Annotated in this window: 12 protein-coding genes and 1 pseudogene; 6 read left to right on the top strand and 7 right to left on the bottom strand. The window is 40.8% G+C overall.

Going from position 1 to position 16,679, the window contains the following annotated elements; all coding sequences use genetic code 11:
- Positions 1-22: 22 nt before the first annotated feature.
- The 3 genes from RH40_RS10635 to RH40_RS10645 all read right to left on the bottom strand — a co-directional run bounded on the left by RH40_RS10635 (position 23) and on the right by RH40_RS10645 (position 2,398).
- Positions 23-1,186, bottom strand: coding sequence for a methyl-accepting chemotaxis protein (locus RH40_RS10635; protein WP_009601490.1), 1,164 nt, complete (start codon positions 1,184-1,186; stop codon positions 23-25).
- Positions 1,187-1,275: 89 nt separating this feature from the next.
- On the bottom strand, positions 1,276-1,581 hold the full coding sequence (locus RH40_RS10640) for a TehB family protein (RefSeq protein ID WP_009601491.1): 306 nt from the start codon (positions 1,579-1,581) through the stop codon (positions 1,276-1,278).
- A gap of 43 nt (positions 1,582-1,624) precedes the next feature.
- The gene (locus tag RH40_RS10645; RefSeq protein ID WP_009601492.1) at positions 1,625-2,398 is read right to left on the bottom strand and encodes a ferredoxin--NADP reductase; all 774 of its coding nucleotides are present in this window, start codon (positions 2,396-2,398) and stop codon (positions 1,625-1,627) included.
- Between the two features lie 184 nt (positions 2,399-2,582).
- Here RH40_RS10645 and norR point away from each other — a divergent pair, with 184 nt between their 5' ends.
- The 3 genes from norR to RH40_RS10660 all read left to right on the top strand — a co-directional run bounded on the left by norR (position 2,583) and on the right by RH40_RS10660 (position 6,206).
- Positions 2,583-4,145: a nitric oxide reductase transcriptional regulator NorR gene (gene norR / locus RH40_RS10650; protein ID WP_009601493.1), complete on the top strand. Its 1,563-nt coding sequence runs from the start codon at positions 2,583-2,585 to the stop codon at positions 4,143-4,145.
- 101 nt (positions 4,146-4,246) lie between these two features.
- Positions 4,247-5,962 carry an SgrR family transcriptional regulator gene (locus RH40_RS10655; protein ID WP_009601494.1) on the top strand — a complete coding sequence of 572 codons (1,716 nt, stop codon included), beginning with the start codon at positions 4,247-4,249 and terminating at the stop codon, positions 5,960-5,962.
- Complete coding sequence (locus RH40_RS10660) at positions 5,955-6,206, top strand: hypothetical protein (RefSeq protein WP_009601495.1); 252 nt, start codon at positions 5,955-5,957, stop codon at positions 6,204-6,206. Before RH40_RS10655 ends, RH40_RS10660 begins: the two co-directional genes overlap by 8 nt.
- A 625-nt stretch (positions 6,207-6,831) precedes the next feature.
- On the opposite strand, the gene RH40_RS10665 is transcribed toward RH40_RS10660, so the two are convergent.
- Positions 6,832-8,985 carry a TonB-dependent hemoglobin/transferrin/lactoferrin family receptor gene (locus tag RH40_RS10665; RefSeq protein WP_009601496.1) on the bottom strand — a complete coding sequence of 718 codons (2,154 nt, stop codon included), beginning with the start codon at positions 8,983-8,985 and terminating at the stop codon, positions 6,832-6,834.
- A gap of 222 nt (positions 8,986-9,207) precedes the next feature.
- Here RH40_RS10665 and RH40_RS10670 point away from each other — a divergent pair, with 222 nt between their 5' ends.
- A complete protein-coding gene (locus RH40_RS10670) occupies positions 9,208-10,110 on the top strand; it encodes a LysR family transcriptional regulator (RefSeq protein ID WP_039954577.1) in 903 nt (300 codons plus the stop codon).
- A gap of 40 nt (positions 10,111-10,150) precedes the next feature.
- On the opposite strand, the pseudogene RH40_RS10675 reads toward RH40_RS10670, so the two are convergent.
- Both RH40_RS10675 and RH40_RS10685 read right to left on the bottom strand, forming a co-directional pair.
- Positions 10,151-11,360 (bottom strand): annotated as a pseudogene (locus RH40_RS10675) (alpha/beta hydrolase).
- Between the two features lie 11 nt (positions 11,361-11,371).
- Positions 11,372-12,175 carry a MipA/OmpV family protein gene (locus tag RH40_RS10685; protein ID WP_009601498.1) on the bottom strand — a complete coding sequence of 268 codons (804 nt, stop codon included), beginning with the start codon at positions 12,173-12,175 and terminating at the stop codon, positions 11,372-11,374.
- 167 nt (positions 12,176-12,342) lie between these two features.
- Here RH40_RS10685 and RH40_RS20060 point away from each other — a divergent pair, with 167 nt between their 5' ends.
- Positions 12,343-13,158 (top strand): LytTR family transcriptional regulator DNA-binding domain-containing protein, encoded by an 816-nt coding sequence (locus RH40_RS20060; protein WP_009601499.1) that lies wholly within the window; start codon positions 12,343-12,345, stop codon positions 13,156-13,158.
- Here RH40_RS20060 and RH40_RS10695 read toward each other — a convergent pair.
- Positions 13,147-15,825 carry a bifunctional acetate--CoA ligase family protein/GNAT family N-acetyltransferase gene (locus RH40_RS10695; RefSeq protein WP_009601500.1) on the bottom strand — a complete coding sequence of 893 codons (2,679 nt, stop codon included), beginning with the start codon at positions 15,823-15,825 and terminating at the stop codon, positions 13,147-13,149. The two genes, RH40_RS20060 and RH40_RS10695, sit on opposite strands and share 12 nt — an antisense overlap.
- Positions 15,826-16,031: 206 nt before the next feature.
- Between RH40_RS10695 and RH40_RS10700 the strand changes: the two genes are divergently transcribed.
- Positions 16,032-16,604 carry an SPOR domain-containing protein gene (locus tag RH40_RS10700; RefSeq protein WP_009601501.1) on the top strand — a complete coding sequence of 191 codons (573 nt, stop codon included), beginning with the start codon at positions 16,032-16,034 and terminating at the stop codon, positions 16,602-16,604.
- The last annotated feature ends 75 nt before the right edge of the window (positions 16,605-16,679 follow it).

Below are 16,679 nucleotides of genomic sequence, written 5' to 3' on the forward strand. Positions count from 1 at the left end.
CTACCCCTTATAAGAGGGGGAGTTAGGTTTTAAATAAATCTAAATGACCAACAATCTGGTCTGTCACACTTGCGAGACGTTGACCTTGGAGAGACAAGTCTTCACAATCTTTAGCGTTGGAACTAGAGAGTGTCTGTAATGCATCTACTTCAAGGGCGACATCTTTAACCAGTTGGTTTAACTGATTGATATCGATATTATCACCTGAATCTTCACTTACAATAAGATTCAATACGCCTTCAATACTATTTCCGGCATTGTGTAATTCCTCTTGTGCTTTCTGAGTATGGGAAGAAAAAGATTCAAGCACTTCGGATTGAGTTTTTAATTGTTCTCCGGCTCCAAGGACTGCCGTTGATATACCTGCAACTATCTTATTGATGTCATTAAGGCTATTTTGTGTTGAAGCCGCGAGGTTGCGGACTTCGTCAGCGACCACAGCAAAGCCACGACCATGTTCTCCAGCTCGAGCCGCTTCTATGGCTGCATTGAGCGCAAGTAAATTCGTCTGTTCTGCCAGATTACTTATTACTGCTATTACGCTTTCAACTGATTTTGCTTGCTCCGATAGCGCATAAAATTTTGCTTCAAGTTCATTGTTACTGGAGACGTAGCCGGTAAGCTCACCAACCATCTGATCCATATTTGTATTAGCGCGAGAAAGCCCTTGCCGCGTAGTCTCGACGACTTGCCCTGTTTCTTCTGCCTTTGTTTGCAGGGCAACCGATGAGCGGTCTAAGACATCCATCAACTGGGTAATTTCATTGACACGTCTGTCTTGCTCTCCAATACGAATAGCAATATTTCCCGTTTTTAATTTTAAATGTTCAGAAATATCACCAGATTCATTTGCCTGATTTTGGATGACGACGAGTGCTGAGCGAACGTTCTCCCTAAACCGATTGATGACCTCAAGTACATTGCCAAACTCGCTGTTGTAGCGACTATCAATATCACAAGGAACGGAAAGATCTTTATTTTCAAATGCTCTCATATATTGAGTGACATCTCTTAAAGAGTTTACCCCCCAAACCTTTTCATCGATGTCGTGGACGATTAAGAAAACAGTAATTATTATCTGAATAATTTGTGAAAATAGCGAATCGGTGAAAAACACCGCGTTGATAAGAAGTACGATTGCACCTAGCCAATGTATGGTGCGCATACGTAGAAATAGAGACTTCATGATACAGCTGCTCCTGGGGCCAAAAATTTTTCAATAATTGGCCCTTATGGGTTGTGAATAGACATTATTTGGTCAGAAATTGAGAATTATTATTTTGGTTCCGACCAGAAGTTAATATTGAAAATTGCATCTTCGCTTAACTCAACTCGATGCCAATATTGTGGGGGAGTTGTAGTGAAAGACCCAGCTTCAATAATACGGGTAAGTTCAGGATGAGAATCGTCTTTGTTGGCAAAGCCGTAATACGACAGTGTGCCATTCATTACACAGATCTGCCCATATACACCTGGGGCTGTGTTATGGAGAGATAACAGTGCTTTTGGTACCGTTTCCGGTGTAAAAAACGCAGTGGATCTCTTGATGGTATATTCTTTCGGTATGCGTTCAAAATTCATAATACTTCTCCTATTTTTCCTGCATATGTATTCTATGGCTTCATTACCAATAATTTTCAGAGGCAAATTGGCCTGGTTTTCTTCTTAGGTGTTTTTCAAGGCCAATATTTTTAAGGCTATTGCTGGTGTCTTTTACCATTTGTGGGTTACCACACAGATAAACAAAACTCTTTTCACGATCTAATGAGATACCAGCCGTACGCTCTAATTCACCTGAGTCTAGGAGTTGTGGAACCCGACCAGACAATGCGTTAGGGTGAGTTTCTCTCGATATTACGGGGATATATATGAGCTTTCCCGGATATTGTTTTTCAAGTGATTGAATGATGTTGGTGTAAGTGAGATCTTTTCTGTGGCGTACCGCATGAACAAGAACTAAGTGATTAAACCGCAGACCAATTTTTTTATCATTGAGTAAACAAATAAACGGGCCAATACCAGTGCCACTAGATATCATCCATAAATCGCGGGAATCAACAGGTATTTCCTCTAAAGTCATGGTGCCGGTTCCTTCGGTACCGACTAAAACTTGTTCACCCACTTGTAACGAATGTAAAAGAGGTGAAAGTTGACCTCTGGGATCGCTTATTATTAAAAATTCAAGCTCACCTGTGGCTTGGTGCTGCTCTGGATGCGTGATGATCGAGTAAGCACGTTTGATAATTTTCCCATTCTCGTCAAAAAGCCCCAATTTGGTAAATTGACCAGCTTGAAATTGGGTAGAAGGGGAGTGGAGAGTGATCGAGAACAAGGAATCATTCCAATCCGTTCTTTTCGTTACTAGCGCCGATGTTAAGTTTGCTCTTTGATAGGTCATCACTTTCTCCGATGTTTTACATTCGTAGACTCTGTTTATTGTATAGCAGGTTTGGTGCCAATTTATTAGGGTAGGAAGATCAATTGTTTAGAGTGCATCTAAAATGTATTTTGTCATAATGACATTGTTATCTTTGTCATTATGATAATATATTGTATAAATGACAAGAATAAAGGTGCGGTAGATGGTCTCAGAGCAGGTTGGAAAAGAGTGGGTACAGGTCGCTTTAGATTTAACCTCGGGCATTTCAGATCAAGATCGATTTGAACGTTTATTATTGACTATTCGCAATACATTGCAATGTGATGCGTCAGCATTACTTTTGTACAGTGAACAGCATTTTATTCCTCTAGCTATAAGTGGTCTAAGCGATGATGTGATTGGTCGCAGGTTTGCGGTTGAACAACACCCCCGTTTTGAAGCTATTGCTCGAGCAGGTGATATCGTTCGCTTTCCATCGGATAGTGAGCTACCCGACCCCTATGATGGCTTAATTCCCAATCATGAGGAAAAACTAAAGGTACACTCGTGCATTGGTTTACCTCTAATGTTAGAAGATCGGCTCATCGGTGCGGTAACGATTGATGCCTTTGACCCGTCAAAATTTAATCATTTCAAGAATGATGATCTACGTATAATCAGTGCGTTAGCCGCGAGCAGTTTAAATACCGCCTTATTGATGGATAAGTTAGAAAAATGTGCTGGTATTAGCGTCGTAAGAACGAAATCATCATCAAAGTCATTGTTAAAGCAAGACATAATTGGCGTATCTGATTGTATGAATGAGCTAAAGTCACAGATAGACGCTGTCTCAGATACCGATTTATCTGTGCTTATTATGGGAGAAACAGGAGTTGGTAAAGAATTAGTTGCCCATGCTCTACACAATCAGTCCCGACGTTTTGAAAGTCCTTTAGTCTATTTAAATTGTGCAGCACTACCTGAATCGGTTGCAGAGAGCGAGTTATTTGGACATGTCAAAGGCGCGTTTACTGGTGCGATTAGTCACCGAAAAGGTAAGTTTGAACTGGCTGATAAAGGAACATTATTTTTAGATGAAATTGGTGAATTGTCGTTATCTCTGCAAGCAAAATTATTAAGAGCACTCCAATACGGAGATATTCAGAGAGTTGGAGACGATAAAAATATTAAGGTCGATGTACGTATTATAGCGGCAACCAACCGGCTGATGCGTGATGAAGTTAGCCAAGGCCGTTTTCGAGCTGATTTGTATCATAGGCTTAGTGTTTTTCCTCTTTTTGTTCCGGCATTGAGAGAGAGGACTGGTGATATTGCTCTGTTGGCAGGCTTCTTCGCGGAGCGGTGTGCGCAAAAATTAGGCGTTGTTGGTATTGTTATCCATCAGGATACACTCGAACTTATTAAACGCTATGTTTGGCCCGGCAATGTTAGAGAGTTAGAGCATTCGATAAATCGTGCCTCAGTGATTGCCAAATCGGAAGCGCGTGCAGACAATGTTCCAGTAACCCTTGAGCCTAAACATTTTAATTTTTCTAATTATTCCTTAATGGAGCAAAGTATTATATCTGAACAAGTTAGTCTCTCTGAGCCAGTTTCCAGTGAATACGAAAATATGGCACTGAAAGAAGCCATCGATTTATTTAAATCTAAGCTTATTGAGTCGGTATATCGGGAATACGATGGTAATTTGAGTGAAACCGCAAAACATTTGAAGGTTGATGTGGGCAACCTGCATCGATTGATGAAAAGACTCAACTTACGGTAATTATATCAACTAACTGAAGGTATTTTACTTAATTGACTTGATTAGGTAGCAATAAATACAGAAAATCAATTTAATAGTATATGTTTTGAGATTTCCTCTTTATGAGCAGTCCACGACTTAGAGTACAGTTTGAAACGTTGTTTGAACATTATCAGGGCAAAAGCTGTGGTATTCAGTTGGAAGATATTACAGAAATCTTATTTTGTACTCGTAGGAACGCCCGCATTGTACTTAATAAGATGGAGGAAGAGGGGTGGCTCGAATGGCACCCAGCTGCCGGTCGTGGCAAGCTTTCACAATTGGTATTTAAGCGCAGTCGAGCTGATGTTAGCGAGAATCTTGCGAGGCGATACCTTGAAGAAGGAAAAATCACACAAGCTCTCAACGTACTTGACCAAGATAAATCTAAGCTTGCTAAAGTCCTCGACACTTATCTAGGAATTATCCATCAAGAAGATCAACAAGTGGTCCGTTTACCTTATTATCGTCCACTTTCAATGTTAAACCCGACGTTCCCCATTCGGCGCTCCGAATTGCACATCATACAACAGGTTTTTAGCGGTCTTGTAACCATAGACGATAATGATGATCTTCAACCTGATCTTGCTCATGCATGGGAAATGCGTAATCCAAGACATTGGCGCTTTTTTATCAGGCCAAGTGTGCGTTTTCATAGTGGAGATCTACTCACCATGGAAGCCATCACGACTCATCTTTTGTCATTAAGGTCTAGAACACTATTTACTCATGTTGAAAACGTTGTTTCCTCCGGTCATTTAGTTATAGATATTTATTTGAGTCGTGATGACTTTAGATTACCTATTATTCTTGCAGAACCCTGCGCAAAAATTCTGCCACCCATCGAAGAGCGCAATGTAAATTTTGATTTATATCCGGTCGGTACAGGACCTTATAGGGTGGTGCACAATGATGATAAGAGATTAATTCTGCATGCTTATGATAATTACTTTGGGTTTAGGCCATTACTAGATAGTGTCGAGGTATGGGTAATAGATGATGCTCATTCCTCGATGATATTTCCTAGCTTAAGTAAACCTATCCAGCCCACTGATACAACGAATTATATGGATCGTGTCGATCTTGACCCCTGGTGTACTTTTTTACTGCTGAACCGTAAAAATGGTTTGGCTGCATCAAACGATTGGGCCCACTACTTTAGCCAAAGACTTTCTTCACTTAATCTTTTCCAATTAATACCTCAAGAAAAAATCGTTGAACTAGGTGTATTGCCAGCTCATGGACTCAAACCAGGATGGTATCACCATACAAAACAAGGGTTTAGTTCTCCACCGGCTTATCGAACGATCACCATTGCTTATCATGCTCATCACCCAATGTTTCCAACCTTGGTGAAGTGCATTGAAAGTATATTTAAAAGTGATGGATTGAGTGTAAACTTCATTACCTACGAGCTGACGATTGGTGATCTCAATGAGGTAGATATTTGGATAAAGCCAATGGGTATTTCAACACATAGAGAGGATGCTTTGGCAGGTTGGCTGCTCAATCATAGTGATATTGAAATGCTCAGTAAAGACGAAGACTACGCCTACTGGGTGGAAGAGGTTAAAAAGTGGCAGGCAGACCCGAATATTACATTTCCTGCTAATGAACTCGGAAAGTCTTTAGTGGAAAGGTTACAAATAATTCCGACATTGCATTGTTGGTTGGGCGTAAGTCAAGATCATTGTGGGGCACTTCAAAATGCCACATGCAATGCATTAGGTTGGTTTGATTTCAGTCAAGTTTGGGTAAAACCGGAAGAAACCAATGACTCCGGAGAAAATGTTGGCTAAACCAAATACCAAACAGCCTGTAAAGACTGTCGACATCTATTGCGTTAAGTGTAAATTTAAGCTGATGAAATATCGTAAGGGTGGCAAAGGCTCGTTAGTGAAATGTTTTCACGAGAGAATCGTTGATAGATATTTCAATGCTCAGGGGCAATGTCCCAACTGCGGTAATAAATTTGCTCGAGACGCACTAATAAGAGGAGTGCCTGCTTACAAAATAATCGGCGGAAAAGTCATTGTGAAATAGTTCAGTTTTAGCGGATTATCTCATATACCCAAGTGACTTCAAAATGCAGGATTCAGAGCGATACCACAGTGTTGAATTCAAGGAAAATAACGCAGCGGGATAGTGAGCTCTTACCAAGTTATTTGACGATGAAATCCGCGCTGCGGCACGCTCCCGAAGGGCGAGTTGCCTTGCTTTACATACGTCGTTACCGATTTTCAATTTAGATGACTAGATTTTCAAATCGTTGCCTTGCCTGTCAAGCAAGCCATTCTCGCTGAACCTAGCATCTTGAGGTTACTTGGGTACAGATATACGCATTCTTTTTATCATTTAATTTATCAAAAAAAGCTGTTTCATTTAGTAATTTGAATTAAGTCGATAAAAGTATAAAAAAAGTAATTTTGGGTCTGTTATTTTAAAATCGTGGTGATAAAATGAGCGCGATTTATCTTTAACCCGTAATCAAACCTTAGGTATCACAATGGAACTTGGTCTAACGATTGCTTTTATCGTTGCAGCAGCTCTGATGGTAAAAAAAGAAGCCGCTTCTTGTAAGTAACACGTGTTTTTCGCATCCAGTTTAGATGTCTTTTAGCGAAAAAATGTGAAAAGCTCCCTTGAGGGAGCTTTTTTGTTTTTGTATTTAGAATTGATAGTCGGCAGAGACTCCCCAGTTTCTACCCGGTTGACTCTTACCATCGATATTGAAGCTCGAAGTACCATCATCACCATTGAGTTCGTCGTATGACCAATATTTTTTATTCAAGGCGTTAAACAAACCAGCGCGTAGCGTTAGGTCCTTAACCGGTGAATAAAACCCTGTTAAATCGAGAAGGCCATATCCAGGAGCATCAATATTATCCTCCTCACTCCAGTCAGTCTTCCTTGCAACCATTCGCATTGTTGCGTCTGCACCATAATTTTCTCGTTTAAGACCAACAGAAACTCCAGCCGTTAATGGGCTAACAGAGTCGAGTGCATTACCTGTTTGCTTATCTTCCCCATCTGCATAAGCAAGATTAAAGCGGAAATAGCTGCCTGTGGGAGCATTGAAGGCTTCATCAAGTAATAGGGTAGAAGAAAGCTCGGCGCCGTAGATTTCGACTTTGTTTAGGTTTTGTTTTGTATAAACCTTTTTTCCATCTTTTGTACCAGTATGTGATCTTGTAATAAAGTCTTTGTATTCGGATAGGAAAGTACTAAGTTCAAAACTCACAACGTTATTGTCTCCACGTAGCCCCATTTCATACGACAAACTCTTCTCTGATTTTAAATCGGGGTTTGCTTCAATAATTGCTCCTCTTCCGTAGAAATAATATAAATCGTAAACGGTTGGTGCTTTAAACCCTTGGCTGATCTGACCAAACAAAGACAGATTTTCGTTTATGTGGTAGACAGAGCCGAGCTTAGCGGTGAGAGCGTTGTCTTTATTGGCATCATAGTGAGTGCTGAATGCTTCATCTGTCGATGGTGTGGTTTCAAAGCTGTCGTAACGGAGTCCTGTCGTGATGATCCACTGGTCCTCGAGCAGGTGAGCTTGGTTTTGAACAAATAATCCCCATTGTTTTTGCTTAGCATCGGGCATACCAGTAGCACCGGGTTTTGCGACACCGGAGCCAATCGTGTAATCAGTGTTGTCGAGATCAAAATCAGAGCTAATATAGTTCAAACCATATGTGAGCTGATGGAAACTGTCGGTTAAATCAAGAAACTTAGTTGCCTTAGCATTAAGTTGTACCGAGTTTTCTTTTGCCTTACGCTCACGATTCCTCTTGCCGGCGAAATTTGTCGTATCATGATTTTTCGATATTGATTCAGCACCTTGAAAGTCAATAGACCAGTTGATTTCATCGGTAATTACTGTTTGTAGTAACCAATCATGAGATAAACCAACACGAAGTCTTGAATTTTTATCATTATTGTAGCTATCTTGATAGTCGTAGCTACTTTGGCCTGGCCTCATAGATGGTATACTGTAGCCGTTATAATTTAACTCTTTCTCATCATAATCCTTGGTATAATATTCCAAGGTAAATCCAATTTTGTTCGCTTCATTGACTTGGTAAATACCCTTTGCAAAGATATTTTGTAAATCATTGTCGGCAGGATTGGCCTCGCCGCGATCTGGACCTTCGACACTTGAACCGGAATCGTGAGTTTTTGTTTCGTGACCACTTGCATACGTACCAATCAGTATTCCCTCAAAATTTCCTTTCCGTGCAGCGACGGTCGCGGTATTTTTGAACTCATCATCGACAGAAGCGTAGCTGGTCTTTATACCAAATCGTGTTTCATCTTGATCTGTGACTAAAAAATCACTTGGGTTTTTGGTGCGTAGCAGCACCAGACCGCCTAGGGCACCTGAACCGTAAGCTACTGAAGAAGGACTCTTATTAATTTCGATTTGTTGGAGCGTATCGATTTCAATACCATTTGAATAAAACCTTTGTTCGTTCGCTCCGGGGTTATAAGAGTTTGGTTGTTGAACATCGTCGATCATCATTTTGATACGGCTATTTTCTATACCGCGAATATTAAACCCCGAAAGCCCAAATCGGCCAGAACCCTGCGCACTGACTCCAGGCTGATTGTTTAATGCTTGTTTGAGGTCTGACGCTATAGATTTTGACATATCATCAGCGGATACAATTTCTATAGACGAGCTAATATCTTTCTTTTGCTGTTCAGTTTTTGTCGCAGAGACAACGATTTTGTCCATTTCTTTAACATTTTCTGCATGAACGGGAGCGTTTAGTGCTAAAAGTATGGATGCTGATAACAGCGTCTTGTTGTACATTTGTCTATACCTCTGACAGTAATTTGAATTTAAGTCAGAGCGGATTCTATTTCATGCAAATGAGAATTACTATCATTCTTATTTCTGTTTTTTGAGGTGAACAAAGAAAAGATCTAATATATTTGGGATAAGTTACTGTATTATTGTAACAATTTAAATTTGTCATTTATTTTGATTTTTTGATCATGGTCAATATTTTCATAAACATATAGTGGTGATGTTATCAATAACAAGAATCCAATCACTCTCGATGCGCTACACATATTAGATGCCATAGACCGAAGAGGAAGCTTTTCTTCCGCGGCAAATGAGCTAAATAAAGCACCATCATCTCTAACTTATCAAGTTCAAAAACTCGAGCAAGAACTTGATATTATGATTTTTGATAGATCTGGGCACAGGGCTAGTTTTACTCAGGCCGGAAAGTTGATTCTCGAGCAAGGACGCGAAATCTTGTCTGCGACAGAAAAAATGGTCAATGATGCTAGTGTGTTAGCGAATGGATGGGAGCTTGAGATTACGTTAGCATTCGATGGAGTTATTCCAGTTCGCAACTTTTTCGGTTTAGTGAATGCTCTTACCGATATCAGCTCGACTCGTATAAAACTGCAAGAAGAAATACTAGCGGGTGGTTGGGAGGCATTAAATACGGGAAGGGTAGACTTACTCGTGTGCCCCAAAATGGTAACCGTCCAGCATGACCTAAAAGTCGCAGAACTTGGGATAATGGAAATGGAGTGGGTTGCATCTAGTGACCACCTGATTCACAAGCGCAATTGTCTTTTTGATGATAATACAAGAGAGAAATACCGTATTATCGTTATCGCTGATACGGCAAGGGAACAACCCGCCATCAGCGTTAATATCATGCAACGCCAGCCGAGACTGACGGTCACAAACTTTGCCGCTAAGGTTGAGGCGCTTAAAGCAGGGCTGGGTATTGGAACGCTTCCAAAAATGCTCGCAGACGACCTTATTCAACAAGGTTTATTACGCAAGATAGAAGGTTCAGAGACTCAACCAGTCGAAATCATTTTAGCGTGGAAACGCGATAAGATGGGGGAGGCAAAAGCTTGGTGTATTCAGCACTTAATAAAAAATTTTCAACGTACAGCGATACTTTAAAAGGATAATAAAAGGGAAGCGTGTTGCTTCCCCTTGTTTGTTACTGCAGATGTTTAGAGAAAAAATCTACCACTTGAGGCATGACAGTAAATCTATCTTGTGGGCAGTGATCATCTTTACCGCTGTATATTAGCGTAGAGTTGATACTTGCTGAGTCGATTAATTCCATATCATACTGTGGAGCAACAGGATCATTTTTCGCATTAACATTCAATAAAGGTACAGATGTTTTCTTTTTACCCTCTCCAACCAATCCCTGATTAATCAAAGAGAAACCTTTAAGGAAGGCAGCAATTTCCTTATTGCTGGCAGTCTGTAATTGCGCGCGATCTTTGAGAGCTTCAAGATACATAGGTGCAATCTTGGTGATATCCTCCTCTTGTGCCATAAACACCGTGTGAATAGGGCCACACATATTCACTACAGCACTCAAACGCCGCTCTTCTGTAAATGCAATCCGTGCAGCCGTGTTGCCACCAAAACTAACGCCCATAAACCCAAATTTATTTTGATCAATATCTTGCCTTTTGCTCAGTTCATCCATGAAAAAAGAAATTAATTGATCACTTTCAGGTCTAAGTTTTATCGCACCATTAGTTCCTGTTCCCATAAGATCGGTGGCAAAAAATGCAATCCCTCTACTTGCGAGCATATTTGCTAAAGAGAAGAATTCACCTTTATACACATCTATTCCATTGGTTGCGATGACTAATGGCCAACCATCTTTCGGTGCTTTATCAGAAGGTAAATACAAAAGTCCATCTACGTCTTTTCCTTCAAAGACAGCTTCGATCTGATGGAATGGCTTACCCAGCACTTTCCAAGAACGAGCCACAGCATCAATATTTTTTGCATAAACGAGCTGTTGTTCAACGTTATCAGGTTTATGCGGATATTTTGCGATGGCATAGTAGCTGGCCGCTTTACTAAACGGAACCATTGAGTCCTTTTTCTTGCTCCTGCTCTCCTCGTTCAATATACCGGTCACCTATCTTTCCGAATTCAAAAGTCCAGTTGCCTGGCCCGTATTTCAAAATAGTATCGGGATACTGTGCAAATTCGCGTTCTCCATCGGCTTTTTGAATCTTGGTGAAAATTTGCTCGATAGTTTGCAAGTCTGAACCGTTCCAGCTCCAGTGAGCAGGGCGAATGTCTCTAAAAAAATTATCTTGATCAATAGCCTTAGTGCTCGCCACGACAGCAGAAACGGCGAGAACAGTTGCTGAAATAGAAAAGAATAACTTTTTCATTGTTTCTTTCCCTAGAAAGTGTAACTCACGGCTAATCCAGTCATTACTTGACCTGTTTTGTTGGATACCGGGCTATCTTTTGCATCACCCATGAGTCGCTGGTATTCGACTTCCCATAGTACTGACCAGTCGTCAGTGATGCTGTAACGTCCCCATGTACCAAAACCAACGTTTTCTAAACCTGTTCCTGGATTGTAAGTTTTAAAGCCCGTATCGTTAGCTTGCTTCTGATTAACACCATAGTATGCCACGAGAAGTTTTTTGCTTGAAAAACGGACACTTGGACCTATGCCCATGTATAAGTCTTTAGCGACCTCACCTTCGATACCTACGCCTGCTTCCACATACCAACCTTTATGGCCACTACTAGATAATGCTTGAGCAAATTCAATATCTGCAGACAAGATGCCGAACTCCGCTTCTGCAAACATTTTTCCGACAACAGAGCCTTTAATATCTCCTAAGCGTTTATAAGGAGAGTTATTATCAAAATCACTAGAGTCTCGTCCGTCGTCGTAATCAAAAGAGAGACCCAGAGCAAAATCACCAGAAGGCATTTCTTCTCGGTAAAGGTAGGCACCGATCCCTCTCTCTCCATTGAGGAAGAATCGCTCTTTGTAAGTGATATCAACATAAGGAACTACACCAAACTCACTTTTGTCTATTCCTGGAGAGATGGGCTCGTACATTGCTCCTATACCGAGTTCAACTTCCCAATCGCTGGCTGGCTGGTAGTTTTCGTTGGCGATTGCGCTATGAGCTACAGGCAGAACCATAAGAAGGCTTAATTTTGCTGCATTATTTTTGTACTTCACTTTTTATCCCTTTGATTCAGTTACAGGTAAAAGTAAGAGCATCTCGCTCGTTACCTAGAACCGATATTAGAGACAGTGAAAACAAAGGGTACAAAGTATTGATAAAACGTTATTTTTATTGATGAGTGCTATTCATCTTTGACGAATTACACAAAGGTTTTAGAAAAATGAAAGTAATAAGACACCTATCAGATTATTATTTCGCCCACATCACAATCGCAACGGTCGCATTTTTGTTAACTGTGATGGAGTTTCCCGCTGGGCAGAATTTTACTCTGACATTGATTATCTCTGAGTTTCTGAATGTTTTTTCTTTATTTATCGTTTCAATAGGTATCTTTGAGCTAGTTAAAAAGAGAACAAATCAAGCATGGCTTGTGCATACTCTTGTGGTTATCTTTGCCAACTTCTTTACTGTACTTTTGGATTTTAATTTCGACCTTTTTATTTTTGGTCAGGGGAGAATGACGAACGAGTCACTAAATATAGATGAAGTTACAGTGTCACAATTTTTGAGTGAGTATTATGCTGATTTGAAGTATGCAGCAACTTATTGGTTACTTTCCGTGATAATACAGAGGTGTGCAATGGACAAACAAAGGGAAAGAAACGAAAGTACGGACATTCCTCAAGAGCTTAAACACCATGAAGAGACCAAGTGCCATGGCTTTCTTAAGGATATTCCTATTTACGACTACGAGCGTATCGATGTCTTAGAAGCACAAGAAAATTATGTCAAAGTATACGCTGGTGATGGTGAACATCTGGTTTTGTATAAATTTAAGAACGCAATTGCTGAAATGGGTGAGAGTTTAGGGTTGCAGGTACATCGTTCTTATTGGGTAAAAAAATCAGCAATAGGTGAGTTTAAGAAAAAACAGGGGCGAGGAGAGATAGTTACGACAACTGGAAAATTAATCCCAGTCAGCAGGACATACTTGAAAGACACTCAGGCTTGTTTTGAGAGCCGCTTAAAGATGTAAATTTAAGTAGGCGATATTCTCGTCAAACTGAATGTCGATATCAAAACCGAATTCTTTGGCCATGTTTATCATACCGCTATTGTTGGGCATTGTGACTCCTGACAATTGCGGTACTTGTTTTTGTTGACAATATTGAATGATTTTTTTCATGAGTAGTTTACCCAGTCCTTTGCCTTGCTGATCGGAGCGAATTAAAACGGCAAAGTCTGAACTTATATTGTCTGAAGCTAATATTGCGCGGCTTACCCCGAGAATTGAATAGCTAGACTGGGTTTGTTCAACCGCTACGAAGGCCATTTCACGGTCAAAATCTATTTGGGTGAGGTTAGCCAATGCCTCGTGATCAAACTCTCCGACATGACTGAAGAAGCGTTTGTAAAGATCTTCTCTTGATACGTTATGAATGAAATTCGCATGGTAAGGTTCGTCCTCAGGAAGAATCGGACGAATCAATATCTCTCTACCATCTTTTAGAGTGACACTTTCCTCTAGCTCTTTTGGATAAGGGCGTATCGCGAGGCGTTGGCGAGGACTAGTTTGGTGCCCTGCTATGGATAAATTTGCGTCAAGAATAATGAAACGTGTGCCTTTTGTTAAAAGAGGGTGAATATCAAGGTCAACGATTTCAGGGCATTCGATGATCATTTGAGAGATAGTGACTAATATCTGCGCAAGACCATCTATATCAATAGTATTTTGGTCTCGATATTGTCGGATTTTACCTTTTTGCATCGCTTGTATAATCAGGTTTTTGGCTAATGCAGTGTTGAGAGGAGGGAGCCCACAAATTGAGTCTGCCGATATATCCCAATTGGCTCCTCCTTGACCGATAAAAATGGAGGGGCCAAAAATTGGGTCTGTTTTTACTTGAATTCTAAGTTCCTCAAAATCAAGAGATTTAGCCATTTTTTGTACTAAGACACCGTTAATATGAGCTGATGGATCATACCAATGCGCTCGATCAAGAATCGCGTCTACTGCATGTGCGACCTCATCACTATTCCTTAGATTCAGCATGACACCCTGTACGCTTGATTTATGCTGAATATCGACAGAGCGAAGTTTTACAGCCACGGGATAGCCGAGCTTCTCAGCCAAGTGGATGGCCTCGCTACTATCATCTGCAATATAATTTGGTAATACCTCGAGGCCGAATAATTCAAAAAATGGACAAATTTGATGAGTATCTAGATGAATAACGTTTTTGTTCGAACGAATGTTTTTGATCCAATCTTTTGCTAGGAGGAGCTTTCCTTTGTCGACGGCTTCGATTGTTGTAGGAGTTTCCATTAACTGTTGTTGATTGCGCTTATAGTTGACCAGGTGCATGAAGGCAGTGACCGCGCTTTCTGCAGTTCGATAGGTAGGAATACCAGCTTGAGTAAAATGAATCCTCGCTGCGTGGGCACTGCGTTCACCCGACCAGTTGGTTAGAAAGTTAAATTTTCGATGCCTCGGATGATTTTTTATCGTGCTAACGACCTCTTTCGCCGTTTGAAGACCGTCTGCGGTGACTGAAGGACTGCACATGAGTAAAATTGCGTCGCAACAATCTGAATCCATGAGTACTTTAAGAACCTCTGAATAGCGGTGGTAATCGGAGTCCCCATGTATATCAATGGGGTTACTTTTACTCCAAGTATCGGTGAGTATTTTACCGAGTGCATCGAGGGTAGATTGTGATAGAACAGAAAGATTGCCACCCAGTCCTATGAGGGTATCTACCGCGATGATCGCGGGTCCACCACCATTGGTTACGATTGCGAGCCTATCTCCCCTGAGCGGTATCGCATGCGTTAAGGTTTCAACAGCAGCGAAAAGTTCATGTGAGTTGTTGACTCGCAGCATTCCTGCCCTTTGTATTGCAGAGTCATAGATAACATCGAGAGTCGAAGTACCTCCTGTGTGCGCAATAGATGCTTGTTGTCCCTCAATGCTCCTCCCGCCTTTTAAAACAAGAATTCGCTTATTTCTTGACGCGGCTCTAGCCGCAGACATAAACCGCCGCGCATCATCAATAGAATCCAGATAAATTAAGATCGCTTCTGTATGAGAATCATTCGCTAAAAAATCCAAAAGATCGGCTACCTGTATATCAAGACTTGAGCCGAGAGAAACGAAAGTTGAAAATCCAATATCGCGATCATACGCCCAATCTAAAACGGTTGTACAAATCGCGCCAGATTGAGATACAAATGCGAGTTTACCTTTGTGGGCGTCGATGGGAGAGAGTGAGGCATTAAAGTTTGACCATGGCACTATGATCCCCAAGCTATCAGGACCAAGAATTCTTATCCCATTTTCTTTTGCAATCTTTAAGCAGGATTTGGCTATATTTTCGGTATTGATGTCTCTATCGACTTGGGAGTCCGATAGTATCACAGCGGCTTTCGCCTTAACTTGCGCGAGTTGCTTGAATGTTTCTACATGCTTCGACCGAGGGGTACAAACAAGCGCGATATCGGGAGAAGTGGGCAAAAATTCAATTGACGAATAAGCAAGAATACCGCATACCGATGTATGCTCTTTAGTGACTGGCATAATCACGCCATCAAATTCATTATTCAATAGGTTCTTCATAACAATATTACCTGATCGTTTGGGTATGCTTGATGCTCCGATCACAGCAATCGATGTAGGGTTTATCAGGTAAGTTATATTATCCATGCGTTTTCCACTTTGAGTGAATGAACCTTGTTGTATCTTGAGTATCTGTAATTTTGCTGTTGATTTGAACAGAACATATTAGTACAAACCAAGTTTGTGTCATGGGTCACAGAGTATTGATATATAATTAAAAATGTTGGGTTGATTCTCAGCCCTTCAGACGGCATGATCTATAGTAACTAAAAGTTAAGGCGTTCGAATTATTCATGAAAAAATTAGCAATTATTAGCCTATCGGTGGCTCTGACAGCCTGTGTATCAAGCGATTATGTCACGGACGTAAGTTCTGAGAGCTATCGTGAAGATTATAAAACACAACCTATGTTATCTCAGTCTGATATGACTAATGATATCTCTGAAGACAATGTTGCTAACGTTGTACCTATGTCTCAGACTAATAGGGTGACACCGACACATACGACAAAGCCGGTCGTGAAGTCAAAACCTTCAGTTACAATTACGCCCCCGACAGCCAAGCAAGTTGCAATGAATCCACGTTATGGCTTTACAATTCAGGTCGTTGCCGTTGGATCTCAACCTAAAGTAGACCAGTTCGCTCGTAAGCTTCCAAGAGAAGATAATCAGCCTATTTGGGAAAACTATAAAATGGTTAATGGTACCAAGTGGTATACTGTTTTATACGGTGATTACGCGACTAAGTCAGATGCAAAAGCAGCAATTGCTGGTTTACCAATGGAATTTCAATCATTGAAACCTTTTGTTAAGAGTATTGATGATATCAAGAACTCTCAATACCCCACACTTAACAAGCTAAACTGATAGGAAAGGGCATTAAGCCCTTTTTTATTGCCTGTTTTTTACACATGTAACTGGGTAGAGGCAGTTCTTTGACTG

It is taken from the genome of Vibrio caribbeanicus ATCC BAA-2122 (genome assembly GCF_000165125.1).
Classification (GTDB): domain Bacteria; phylum Pseudomonadota; class Gammaproteobacteria; order Enterobacterales; family Vibrionaceae; genus Vibrio; species Vibrio caribbeanicus.